At 36.9% G+C, this 12,821-nt stretch carries 11 protein-coding genes and 3 tRNA genes; 9 read left to right on the top strand and 5 right to left on the bottom strand.

Annotation, left to right across the window (positions count from 1 at the left end):
- On the bottom strand, positions 1-508 hold a 508-nt coding region (locus COX77_00250), incomplete at its 3' end, for a hypothetical protein (protein PIZ99889.1).
- 100 nt (positions 509-608) lie between these two features.
- On the opposite strand from COX77_00250, the gene dprA reads away from it, so the two are divergent.
- The 4 genes from dprA to COX77_00230 are packed head-to-tail and all read left to right on the top strand — an operon-like array spanning position 609 to position 6,732.
- Positions 609-1,676 (top strand): DNA-protecting protein DprA, encoded by a 1,068-nt coding sequence (gene dprA, locus COX77_00245; protein ID PIZ99888.1) that lies wholly within the window; start codon positions 609-611, stop codon positions 1,674-1,676.
- Positions 1,673-2,920: a hypothetical protein gene (locus COX77_00240; protein ID PIZ99887.1), complete on the top strand. Its 1,248-nt coding sequence runs from the start codon at positions 1,673-1,675 to the stop codon at positions 2,918-2,920. The genes dprA and COX77_00240 overlap by 4 nt, the downstream gene beginning before the upstream one ends.
- Positions 2,921-2,965: 45 nt before the next feature.
- Positions 2,966-5,179 (top strand): type I DNA topoisomerase, encoded by a 2,214-nt coding sequence (locus COX77_00235; GenBank protein ID PIZ99886.1) that lies wholly within the window; start codon positions 2,966-2,968, stop codon positions 5,177-5,179.
- Between the two features lie 47 nt (positions 5,180-5,226).
- Positions 5,227-6,732, top strand: a complete 1,506-nt coding sequence (locus COX77_00230; protein PIZ99885.1) for a hypothetical protein — start codon at positions 5,227-5,229, stop codon at positions 6,730-6,732.
- Between the two features lie 2 nt (positions 6,733-6,734).
- Here the strand turns inward: COX77_00230 and COX77_00225 are convergent, their stop codons facing one another.
- Together COX77_00225 and COX77_00220 are read right to left on the bottom strand one after the other, a co-directional pair.
- Positions 6,735-7,652, bottom strand: coding sequence for a chromosome partitioning protein ParB (locus COX77_00225; protein ID PIZ99884.1), 918 nt, complete (start codon positions 7,650-7,652; stop codon positions 6,735-6,737).
- 12 nt (positions 7,653-7,664) lie between these two features.
- Positions 7,665-8,438 (bottom strand): chromosome partitioning protein ParA, encoded by a 774-nt coding sequence (locus tag COX77_00220; GenBank protein PIZ99883.1) that lies wholly within the window; start codon positions 8,436-8,438, stop codon positions 7,665-7,667.
- Between the two features lie 103 nt (positions 8,439-8,541).
- Between COX77_00220 and COX77_00215 the strand changes: the two genes are divergently transcribed.
- The 5 genes from COX77_00215 to COX77_00195 all read left to right on the top strand — a co-directional run bounded on the left by COX77_00215 (position 8,542) and on the right by COX77_00195 (position 11,519).
- A tRNA-Leu gene (locus tag COX77_00215) sits at positions 8,542-8,628 on the top strand.
- Between the two features lie 76 nt (positions 8,629-8,704).
- Positions 8,705-8,780, top strand: a tRNA-Met gene (locus COX77_00210).
- 299 nt (positions 8,781-9,079) lie between these two features.
- The gene (locus COX77_00205) at positions 9,080-10,219 is read left to right on the top strand and encodes a hypothetical protein (GenBank protein ID PIZ99882.1); all 1,140 of its coding nucleotides are present in this window, start codon (positions 9,080-9,082) and stop codon (positions 10,217-10,219) included.
- Between the two features lie 387 nt (positions 10,220-10,606).
- Positions 10,607-10,683: transfer RNA gene (locus tag COX77_00200), tRNA-Met, on the top strand.
- 374 nt (positions 10,684-11,057) lie between these two features.
- Complete coding sequence (locus COX77_00195; GenBank protein PIZ99881.1) at positions 11,058-11,519, top strand: hypothetical protein; 462 nt, start codon at positions 11,058-11,060, stop codon at positions 11,517-11,519.
- Here COX77_00195 and COX77_00190 read toward each other — a convergent pair.
- Together COX77_00190 and COX77_00185 are read right to left on the bottom strand one after the other, a co-directional pair.
- Positions 11,507-11,701 carry a ferredoxin gene (locus COX77_00190; GenBank protein ID PIZ99880.1) on the bottom strand — a complete coding sequence of 65 codons (195 nt, stop codon included), beginning with the start codon at positions 11,699-11,701 and terminating at the stop codon, positions 11,507-11,509. The genes COX77_00195 and COX77_00190 overlap by 13 nt on opposite strands.
- A gap of 97 nt (positions 11,702-11,798) precedes the next feature.
- Positions 11,799-12,821: hypothetical protein (locus COX77_00185; protein PIZ99879.1), on the bottom strand; the 1,023-nt coding region annotated here is incomplete at its 5' end.

Raw genomic sequence — 12,821 nt, 5'->3', positions numbered from 1 at the left:
TGTCGTCATTAGATTCCTTTTTAAACATATCAACTAGTTCCACGGGGCTCAATGAGGCAAATCTTTTCAACCACTCGGTGGCGAGCTGCGAACGAACATCACTGTCTTCAGTTTTTTTAAAAATTAACAGTAAATCCCGGACGGACAATACAGTTAATCTTTTTAATAATACCGTAACTATTATATTGCGTACGCCGTGATCCTCTTCTTTTTTAAAAACGTCAACTAACTTAGCAATCGGTAATAACTCAAATCTCGTCATCAATGCTGGTATCATTGCGTCACGAACATTCCAGGTGATCTCTTTCTGAAAGATGTTAATCAGCAAAGATGTGCTGATATCTGAACGACCGAACAACTCTGGCACTATTGCTCTCCGCACATGCCATACTTCTTCTTGAGCAAAAATATTACTCAAATCGGCGGTAGTTGTTTTAGACAACTCAATGTTAAAATCCTTCAAGTCGGCATAATACAATAAAATAAGTTTACTAATCATTTCTCTCATTACTTTCTCCTTGGGGCATATTGCGCTCCTGTTTTTTAATTTATTTGACAAAATACGATTAATAACTTACATTATCATAAAAGTATTAAAATGTCAATATATGGAACAAAGGGTCATTTTGCTGGCCCTTTCTTTATTACCACAGATTGGGCCACGGACAATTCTTTGGCTAATAAAAAACCAGTACTTATCTGAGAGTATTTTCTTATCCCACAGATATCCCGAGTTCTGGCCTAATAAATTAAAAAATATTGACTGGCCGACATTAGTCAGCAATACTAAATTGCTACTTGAACAGCTAAATAAGTATCAGATCAACTACCTAACTATTCTGGACGACAACTATCCGTCGTTATTGAAAGAGATCTATGATCCGCCAGCAGTATTATATTGGCGCGGGCAAATGTCCGTCTTTGATCACAAAAACTTTTTAGCTGTTGTCGGAACACGTAATTGTACTAACTATGCGCAACAAATAATGCCCGCGCTATTAAAGCCCGTGATCCAACAAAATATTATTATCGTCTCCGGCCTAGCTTTGGGTGTTGATGGCCTAGCTCATCAAAACGCTCTTGATCAAAACGCACCAACCATTGCGATACTTGCTGGCGGACTAGATAATGCCTCTCTCTACCCCCGCCAAAACTATCACCTAGCGCAAAAAATACTTACTACTGGTTTACTCCTATCAGAATACCCACCATTGACCAGCTGTTTACCGCAAAACTTTCCCCGCCGTAATAGAATCATTGCGGGCTTATCACAGGCAACTTTAATTATTGAAGCGGCTAATAAATCGGGATCGCTAATTACTGCTCAATGCGCTTTAGAACAAAACAGAGAAGTGATGGCTGTTCCCGGTAATATTTATCAACAACAATCTCAAGGCACTAATAAATTAATTCAACAAGGCGCTAAATTGGTCTGTAGTAGCGAAGACATCTTAGAAACATACAAATTAACCACTGGAAAAACAGTGACCCTGCCCTTGCTCAGCAATCAAGAAAAAATTATTATTGAATTTCTACAATCCACTCCGCTGACAATTGATAAATTGAGTGAATTGTGTAAAATGGATATTGTGACTTTAAGTAGCAGTCTCTCGCTACTAGAATTGAAAGGGTTAATTTATAATCAAGGGAGTTTCATTTACCTGCGATCGCTATGAATAAAAGACAATTAAATCACTACCGTCAAGCAATAAAATATTTAGAAAGTTTTAGCGGTGGTCATATTAAAGATTATATTAATAGTCCAGAAAAACTCTATTGCTTTGCTGATTTCCTCAGCCACTTTGATCATCCGGAAAGAAAAATAAACTTTATTCATGTCGCTGGTACCTCGGGTAAAGGCTCGGTTTGCTCTTATATTAATAACGGCCTACAAAAAAGTAATAAAAAGATTGGTCTTTATATTTCGCCGCATTTAAATACAGCTATTGAAAGAATTAGCATTAATAATGAATATATTGCACCCCAACAGTTTTTGCACTACTACCGAAAGATCAAAAAAATAATAGATCAAGGCGTTAAACCGCCGTCTTACTTGGGACTACTACTCACCATTGGCTTTCTCTATTGGTCGGAAATGAAATGCGACTATGTTGTTTTGGAAACAAATGTTGGTGGGGGTAATGATTTTACTAATATTATTCCGGCGCCAGTGGCCAGTGTTATTACCAACATTGGTCTGGATCATCAAAAATTATTAGGTAATTCTCTATCTTCTATTGCTCACCATAAAGCTGGCATCATTAAGGGCGGTTCAGCTTTTTTTACTGGCGAAAATAGACAACAAATATTAAAAATATTTACTCAACAATGTCAGCTGCATAAAGTGCCAATGACTGTTGTTCGTAGTAGTAATAAATATTTTGCCAGTCAAAATATAGCTCTCGCCAAAGAGGTTATCTATTATTTAACTAATCGTTGGATAAAAACCATCATTAATTGCTCTTTGCCAGCTAGACAAGAGATCGTTCAAACCAATCCATTAATCATGATTGATGGCGCTCATAATCCAGATAAGGTGAAAGCATTGGTTGCTAATATCAAAAAGAATAAAATCAAACCTACTTTTCTCATAATTGGTTTTTCCGGAAATAAAAATTGGCCACTAATGCTCAAATTATTAGCACCGCTGGCTGCTAATATTATTTGTACCCGCAGTTTACTAGCGCCCCATGCAGCTCAAAATCCACAAATTATTGCCACGCTGGCTCAGAAAATAAATCGCCGAGCCAAGGTCAGCTATTTTTGGGATAATCAAACAGCACTACGGTTTTTATTAACTAACTGTCATCGACATAATACCGCAATTATCACTGGTTCTCTATACTTAGCTGGTGAAATTCGTACTCATTGGTTTGATGAAAAATACATCCTTACGCATCGTACCAGTTTTAAAGTTTAGCTTGACAGTTATCCATTTATATAATATGTTTAGAAACAGAAAAATATGAACAAGAAATTAATTATCGTTGAATCCCCCACCAAGGCTAAAACAATTAGTCGTTTTTTGTCTAAAGATTATATCGTAGAATCATCCTATGGACACGTCCGCGATTTGCCAAAAAGCAAACTTGGTATTGATGTTGAAAACAATTTTCAACCGAGCTACCTGATTCCACTGAAAGCAAAAAAGGTGGTAACGAATCTGAAGAAAAAAATTAGTAGTAAAACAGAAGTATATCTAGCAACTGACGAAGACCGTGAGGGTGAGGCTATTGCCTGGCATTTAATCGAGGCTCTAAAGCTGCCAATCGAACAAACGAAAAGAGTTGCTTTTCATGAAATAACAGCCACGGCAGTAAAAAAAGCGCTAGAAAATCCCCGCGAATTAGATCTAAATATGGTGGACGCCCAACAAGCTAGACGTATTTTGGATCGTTTAGTTGGCTATAAATTATCCCCCTGGTTATGGCAAAAAGTGGCTAAAGGCCTATCTGCTGGTCGTGTACAGTCAGTTGCCGTACGCTTAATCGTGGAACGGGAAAAAGAAATTCAAGCTTTTCAAGCAGAAGAGTATTGGAAAATTACTGGTAAATTTAACGGCGCCCATGGTGAAATCCGAGCACCACTTACTCATCGTAATGGCCAAGAATTAAAATATAATAGTTTGACCAAAGAAACAGAGGCAATAGAGCTAAAAAAGGAATTGGAAAAACTTTCCTACGAAATAGGCAATCTCCAAAGTCGCGAACAAACAAAACGCCAACCTTCACCACTAACTACTTCCTTACTACAACAAGAGGCTAATAGAAAACATGGATTTTCCTCCAAACAAACCATGATGTTAGCCCAACAACTATATGAAGGTGTAGAACTTGGGTCAGGCCAAGCTGAGGGTCTAATTACCTACATGCGTACTGATTCCCAATTTTTGAGTGATAAATTCATCAATGAAGCTCGCGACTATATCAAAACTACGCTGGGAGCGAGCTATTTACCAGCGACTGCTCAACATTACCGTACCAAAAGCAAGAATGCTCAAGAAGCTCATGAGGCTATCAGGCCAGCTAACGTTGAACTATCACCAGAAAGTATTAAAAATTATTTAAACAGCAATCAATATAAACTATATAAATTAATATGGTCGCGCTCAGTAGCAACACAAATGATGCCCGCTAAAATTAATATTACTACTTTGACTGTCAATGATACTAAACAAAAATTCTTCTTTACTATAGCTGGCGAGGTCATTACCTTCCCCGGTTTTCTAAAAATTTATCAACTACCTCAACAAGATAAAAATTTACCACCCTATCAAGTTAATGATCCCTTAACTGTCGAAGAGATTGAAACCGAGCAACACTTCACCAAGGCACCAGCGCGCTATTCTGATGCTGGTCTGGTTAATCAACTGGAAAAAAGAGGTATTGGTAGACCATCGACATACGCGCCAACTATTTCCACAATTATTGAGCGTAATTATGTGACGCGGGAAGAAAAAAAATTAAAACCCACGGAAATTGGTATTTTGGTTAATGATATGCTAATTCAACACTTCCCAAATGTTGTGGACTATGGCTTTACTGCGAAAATGGAAAACGAACTTGATGAAATCGCCCGTGGTGAAAAAAAGTGGGAACCAATCATTGCCGACTTCTACCATCCCTTCGCCGAACTACTGGCGCAAAAATACGACCAAGTTGAAAAAAAACATACCAGTGAAATTACGGAAGAAATTTGTCCGTCATGCCAAGGTAAACTAGCTATCAAATACGCTCGCTTCGGTAAATTTCTTGCTTGCAGCAATTTCCCCACTTGTCGTTTTACCAAAAATATTAATACCGACGCCGATGCTGCCAAACAAGCAACTACTACCGAATTATGTCCTGAATGTAGCAAACCGCTAGTTGATAAACGCGGACGCTTTGGTCAATTCTTAGCCTGCTCTGGCTATCCCGATTGTAAATTTACCAAACCCTTGGCTTCCCAGGAAACCAATATTACTTGTCCTCGTTGCCAGCAAGGCAAAATTGTCGGTAAAAAAACTAAAAGAAATAGAATGTTTTATGGTTGTAACCGTTATCCCGAATGTGATTTTGCTCTCTGGCACAAACCAACTGGTGAATCTTGCCCTAAGTGTCAATCACTACTTCTCCAAGCTGGCAAAAATATCAAATGTTCCAATAATGAGTGTGATTATCAAAAAGCTGATCAAGTCTAATGATCAGTTTTTTATTTTAATCGGTTTTATATTATAATAGCGTTACGATGCTGACACCACAACAACAATACAACAAAATAATTGATACGCTAAAAACCTTAAATCCAGACCTTACCGCTAAACAAATCGGTCTCGTTACTAAAGCTTATGATTTTGCAATGGCCGCTCATCACGGACAAAAGAGATTGTCTGGTGAAGACTATATCATGCATCCTTTAGCAACGGCGTTACTATTAGCTCAAATGCACGTTGACTGCACGACGGTTGCCGCCGGTTTACTACACGACGTACCAGAAGACACTGTAGTTTCTTTAGACCAAATTAAAGAAGAGTTTGGTCCAGAGATTGCTGTCATAGTTGAAGGTATTACCAAATTAGGGACTGTTAAATATCGCGGTATTGAAAGATATGCTGAAAATTTACGCAAAATGTTTGTGGCTATGGCCAAGGACATCAGAACTATTGTTATTAAGTTTTGTGATCGGATACATAATTTACAAACCCTCCAACATCAACCACCAGTTAAAGCCATGCGTACAGCCAAAGAAACACTAGAAATTTATGCGCCAATTGCCCATCGTCTAGGTATGTATGAAATCAAAAACCAATTAGAAGATTTGGCCTTTCCTTATGTTTATCCTCAAGAAAATGCTTGGTTGCAATCATTAATTAAAGATTCTTTAAAAAACAAAAGTCGCGTAATAGAAGTTGCTAAAAAAACACTGGCTAAAGAGCTGGAAAAAAATAACATTAAATATATCAATATCAGTAGTCGCGTTAAGAGTTGTTTTAGTCTATATCTAAAATTACTGACCCACGACAAAAATATCGAACGCATCTATGACCTCATTGCTATGCGGCTCATTGTTCAGGATATCCGTGATTGCTATGCAACGCTTGGCATTATTCATTCTCTTTGGACGCCTTTAAAGGGAAGAATCAAAGACTATATTGCCCAACCCAAACCGAATAAGTATCAATCTTTACACACTAATGTGATGACTGAAAGTGGCGAAATTATAGAAATTCAAATTCGCACTCAAGAAATGCATGATTATGCCGAATATGGTATTGCTGCTCATTGGCATTACGCTGAACAAAAAAGCGGTACTGTGCCCGATAAAGATAAGCTCTGGATTAACAAACTAGCACTATGGCAAAAAGAGATTGCCGACTCTGCCCAGTATTTAGATGATTTGCAAAAAGTAAAATTAGATTTCTTCCAAAACAGAATTTTTGTTTTTACACCCAAGGGTGATGTTATTGATCTGCCGGAAGAGGCTACGCCAATTGATTTTGCTTATCACATCCACACCGTTGTCGGCAATCAATGTGTCGGAGCGCGAATTAATAATGAACAAGCAGCTCTGGATACCCCTCTAAAAAGCGGCGATCTCGTAGATATTATGACTAACTCCTCTCGTATCTGGCCCAATCCTGATTGGATCAAAATTGCCAAAACTTCTATTGCTCGCGATAAAATAAGAAGCTCTCTCCGTAAAAAGAGAAAGAGCTTCCTCAATATTCTTAATCCCTTCCGCGATAAAGAATAGCACTAATCGTTACGCAAAATATACTCTATCAATCGTTCTAATTCTTCCGCTGAATAATACTCAATCAGAATTTGTCCACCATTACCCGAATCAACTATTTTTACTTTAGTAGATAAATATTGGCGTAATCTTTCTTCCCGCGCGGCTAATTCTAAATTTACCCCCTGATCCTTGATCTTACGTTTTACTGAATAATTACTGGCTAAATGATCAGTTTGTCTAACTGTTAACCCGCCATTTACTATTTTCTTAAATATTCTAATCTGATCTTTAGGATTATTGACACTGAGAATAATTTTCGCTTGACTACGACTAATCGCACCCAAACGGATCGCTTCTTGAATATCTTTGGGTAATTGTAATATACGAATGGCATTAGCTACTGTTACTCTATTTTTTTGCACCTTGCGAGCAACCTGCTCTTGAGTCAACTGAAATTCTTCAATTAGTCTTTGATAGGCCAAAGCCTCTTCAATCGGATCCAAATCTTCTCGTTGTAAATTTTCTATCAAAGAGATTTCCATTACTTCTAAATCGTCAGCTTGACGCACCATAACTGGTACCTTCTCTAAACCAATCAACGTTGCCGCTTGCCACCGACGTTCACCGGCAATTAATTGATAGTATCCATCTTTCAATACGACAATGAGGGGCTCTAAAATACCATAACGCTTGATTGATTCCGCTAGTTCCTCCAATTCCTGGTGGTTAAAGGTCGTTCTGGGTTGATAAGGATTCTTTCGTATTTGTTTTGGTGACAAATAAAGCAACTGATTATTATCGGTTGAACCTGATGACGACTGAGCGTTATCGTTTATTGCTCTATTTGGCTCGGGCGCTGATGAGTTATCTACAATATTCCGGTTAGGGATCAAGGAAGAAAGTCCTCTTCCCAAACCAAGTCCTTTATTATTTAACATAAATATTTTAATTTAATTATAACGCTTAGCTTCTAAAACTTCTTTCGCTAACTTCTCATAGGCTCGAGCTCCTTTGGAGCGTGGGTCATAATCAGCAATAGACTTACCGTGAGATGGCGCCTCTGCCAATCGTACATTACGAGGAATGATCGAACGAAAAATCTTGTTGGGAAAATACTGATACAATTCATAAAAAACTGCTTCCGACAACTTCGATCGTCCATCATACATAGTCATAACAGCGCCCAAAATTTGTAATTCTGGTTTCAAATTATCTTTGACTAACTTTATCGTATATAATAATTGACTCAAACCTTCTAAAGCATAATATTCGGTTTGTACCGGAATTAGTATCTCGTCAGCCGCTACTAAACCATTAATAGTTAATAATCCTAGTGAAGGCGGATTATCAATGAGAATAAAATCATATTGGCCGGCAATGTCGCTGAGATTGTCCCATAGTTTAAATTCTCGTCTGGGGAAATCAACCAAGTCAATATTGGCGCCAGCCAAATTTGGATTAGCCGGAGCTAAATGTAATAAATCCACAGTTGTTGGTCGGATAATACTATCAATTCTTCTTGGCTCCTCTACCAAAACTTCATAAATACTTTCTTTGATTTCCATGGGAGCGTGTCCCAAACCAGAGGTTGCATTTCCCTGAGGATCCATATCAACTAATAATACCCGACAACCTAATTTAGCTAAGTAGGCGGCTAAATTAATACAGGTCGTTGTTTTACCAACGCCACCTTTTTGATTAACGATAGAAATCACTCTGGTCATAACGACTGAATTATAATAAAAAAACAGAAAAATGTCGATGTTTTTTCTTATTATTACTTGACTTAATTTAGTGGATTTTGTAAAATATCAAAAGTTCGTTCCAGCCGAAGTGGCGGAATTGGTAGACGCGCAGGTCTCAAAAACCTGTCAGGGCAACCTGGTGGGAGTTCGATTCTCCCCTTCGGCACCAGAGATCCAAAGAATACGCCAAGATACAAATTAATTGACTAATATGATCACTTAGACTATTATTCAGTAGTCATTGACGCGGGGTAGAGCAGTTGGCAGCTCGTCGGGCCCATAACCCGAAGGTCGCCGGTTCAAGTCCGGCCCCCGCTACCAAGTTTTAAAAACACACTTAACCTCCTCAAAATGAATTTGAGTCGGCCCAAGTGTGTTTTTAGTTTTATTAATTTTAACTATTACTATCAATAAACTAAACCAAGTGTAGAATTTTTTTAACTTATTATTATAAATAATACGAAATAAATTTGGTTCGGCCCAAGTGTGTTTTTAGTTTTATTCAATCAAATTTATTGATAATAACATTAATTTCTAATAGATTGACAAATAAATATTTTTCTGATAAGCTCACTAAACAATTATCGTAGTTCATTAACAAATTGAAGGAAAAATAAGACATGGAAACCAATAAACTTCCAAAATCAGAAGATGAAAATAAGCACTTAATAAACTCTGGTCAACTTCTAGAATGCATTGTTCGACAGGCAAGTAACAGTATCCTACTACTTACCCAAGACTTGAAAATAGTTTTTGCTAATGATGCTGCCTTAAAATTAACTGGTCACACAATTGAAGAAGTTACCAATAGCTATTGCTATTTCATCACTTATAATCTAGAGACTCCTTGCCAGGCCCCTGATCATGTTTGTCCAATAACCCAGTGCCAAAAAACTGGCCAACCAGCGACAGCGGAACACATACACACAACTCCAGACGGGAAACAATTTTTTACTGAAGTCAAAGTAGAACAAATCGTCAGTCCTGGTGGTGATATCTACTATTTGCATATTACTAGGGATATTAGCAGACAAAAAGAGAACGAAAGAATGATTTTACAACAAAATGTGGAATTACAAAAAATTAATATGGAAAAGGACAAGCTTTTCTCCATCATCGCTCATGATTTGCGTAGTCCATTTCAAGGTTTTCTTAATATTGCCGAACTGATTGCGAATGAGTTTACTTCCATGACCGCTGAGGAAATTAATATTTTCACTAAAAATCTAGTTGATTCCTCGCGTAATGTTTTTAATCTTTTGGAAAATCTGCTGGAGTGGTCGCTGATGCAGCGTAAAATGATGGAATTTAAACAAGAAAAAATATTTCTAAAAACAATAGTAAACGAAGGTCTGGAATTTAGCAAAGCGTCAGCTCTTGTCAAAGACATTAAAATGAAAAATGAAATAGCAGACGATGTCCAAATTTATGCTGACACCCATATGCTCAAATCAGTAATTCGTAATTTACTATCCAATGCTGTTAAGTTTACAACCAGGGGTGGTGCTATTACTATCGCCGAAAATGGTGGCATAATTAGTATTCATGATACTGGTATTGGTATGAGTCCAGAAATGATCGACAATCTTTTTTGCATTGATGTCAAAACGAACCGTAAGGGTACTGAAAATGAACCAAGCTCTGGTTTGGGTTTATTGCTCTGTCAAGAGTTTATTGAAAAAAATAACGGCAAACTTTGGGTAGAAAGCAAAAAAGGTTTGGGTAGTACTTTTTATTTCACTGTTCAAAAAATTAATTAATAATTTAGTTCCAACCCCACAAACAATGTGGGGTTTTTTATTTGATTTCATTATCCTTTAATTACTCGTTTATTAGACCAATTTGACAGAAGATATTCACCAGTGCTAAAATCAGCTAGTACTTAGTTCTTTATTATGCCTCCGTATATCAAGCAACTTGATCGGTGATAAAACGCCTTTGTTTTTTTCTTCAGTATTCTCGGGCGCCGCTAATACAATGAGAATGCACGATTATTATTGATCTTGACCTCCAGGAGGCTCCTTTTTATAACCAATTATAAAATAACTATCAAATGGTAGTTATTTTTTTCTTATATTTAATAACATTTATTTTACTAATACATATTGACTTATTATTGGTAATTATGTATGATAATCAAAGATTTTGGCGGGGTAGCTCAGTTGGTAAGAGCGAAGCACTCATAACGCTTAGGTCGTGGGTTCGAATCCCACCCCCGCTACCAAGTCATAGATGGACTTCGTCGCTTCGTATCTCTTCATTTCATTCAGAGCTACTTTGCTCAACTCAGTCCACTATTCCTTTAAACTCTACGCTTGCTTCACCCTGCCAATGGCAGGATTCAGCCCAGTGTAGAGCTTTTTATTTTAATATTATAAATAATATACAAAATAAATTTAAGTCGGCCCAAGTATAAATCTGTTTTTTATTCCTTATAACTAAATAAAATTACGTCCACTCGGCCCAAGTGTGTTTTTAGTTTTATTAAAACTTAACTGAATGTTATTTTATTTTCTGAAATTCATCGCTAAGCTTGAAATATAAAATATGATATAATATTATTTAGTATCTATCATAATTATAAACCTTAAATTTACCATGTTCTTAACTGTACACGGCGCTACCGCCATTTTAATTGCTACTAAAACAGCCAACCCGCTCTGGGGTTTTATTCTCAGTTTTTTTAGTCACTATCTGGTTGACGCCATCCCCCATCAAGATCCAATATTAGATCGACACGACGGACGGAAAAAGATGATCATCCGTTCAATGAAAATAGTGGGCTTAGATCTAATTGTTTTATTTTTTTATCTGCTTTTCATTGCCACAAAAATAGAGTTGAATATAACTCAAATTTTAGTTTGTATTTTAGCCGCTATCTTACCTGATTTTATGTGGGGTTTAGAAAAAGTATTAAATAAACCATTATTTAAGTGGAATACTAATTTACACGAATTATTTCACTGGCATAAAAAAATACTACAAAATCACGGCCTAGGCTATATGACTCAGGGCATAACTTGGATAATTGTTTCACTAGCAATCTTCTATTTCTCTTGAGTAGAAATTGCTCCCACCGGACAACTATCAACTGCTTGTTGGCAATCACACTTCACTCCACAGCCCTTCTCGTTAACGACTCGGGCTTTGCCATTATCGGCATATTCAAAAACCTCTGAACATAGTGCTATGCAAGTACCACAACCTATACATTTGTCTTGATCTACTTTTACTTTAGACATATTACTGTTAACTATTATACATTTTTTAGTAAATAAATCCACCCAGCCCTTCGCGAAGGGCTGGGTGAAATTACGTGATCTACCTAACTTATAACTATTAAAATAGTGTTTGGGCTAAAGACTGTGGTGCCATAATCTCTTGTTTATAAAGCGTATTCAGGGATTTTGCAATATCTTCCCAATTATATTGTTCGTTAATTATTAATTGATTTTTTTTGGTGATCTTTTGCCATTTAGCTTTCTGCTGAATTAACTGATCCATTTTCAATTTCAATTTCTTGATATCACCAACATTGAAAGTTAAAGAATGACACTGATCAAATAATTCACGATGTCCTTCAATATCACTGACAACCAACGGCACGCCCAGTGATAAAGCCTCCAAAATAGTAATAGGCATGCCCTCATCTTCCGAGGCGGAAACAAAACCCATACTACCAGCCATCAGGGGAAATAGTTTCTCCGCTGGTAGATAATCAATAAATTTGATTCTCTTATCTTGCTTGCCTAGTTGGTGTAAATAATCAGTATATTCCGAAGTGAATGCCGAACCACCAACAATAACTAATTTAATCTTATTATCCGTTAATAAAGAAAAGGCCTGGATTACATCATCAATTCTCTTGTGTTTAACGAAACGAGCAACAGTAATTAAATATTTGCCTTTTTCTAAATTATATTTTTTATTGATACTTTGAATGGTGGTTGCGGAAACAAAACTAGAATACACGCCATTGGGAATATAAGTTGTTGGTGTATTATATTTTTGCAAACAGTAGCTCTGCAATCCTTTGGAAACGGTTACCGTCTGATGAGGAAAATGACAAGCTGTCCATTCGCCAAGCCATAGTATTAATTTAGCCAATTTTGACCACTTGGCATGATTACGATCCAAGGAGTGAAATGTCACCACTACCCGACAACTGGGTTTAAAAATTCTCGGTATCAACGATAATAATGATGGGCCAACGCCCTGATAATGCAAGACATCAAAGTCTTGCCCGAGGGCATGCATCGTAGCTAAGAAAGTGTGAGTAATAGCGTCAAAATTTTTTGTATGAAAAGATTTTAAGTTAATTAAATTAACTCCTTTATATTGCTTAACACTCTCATCGGTATA

The sequence above is a fragment of the Candidatus Komeilibacteria bacterium CG_4_10_14_0_2_um_filter_37_10 genome, from assembly GCA_002793075.1.
In the GTDB taxonomy this organism is placed as follows: domain Bacteria; phylum Patescibacteriota; class Patescibacteriia; order UBA1558; family UBA1558; genus UM-FILTER-37-10.
This window is presented reverse-complemented; position numbering and strand designations above follow the sequence as displayed.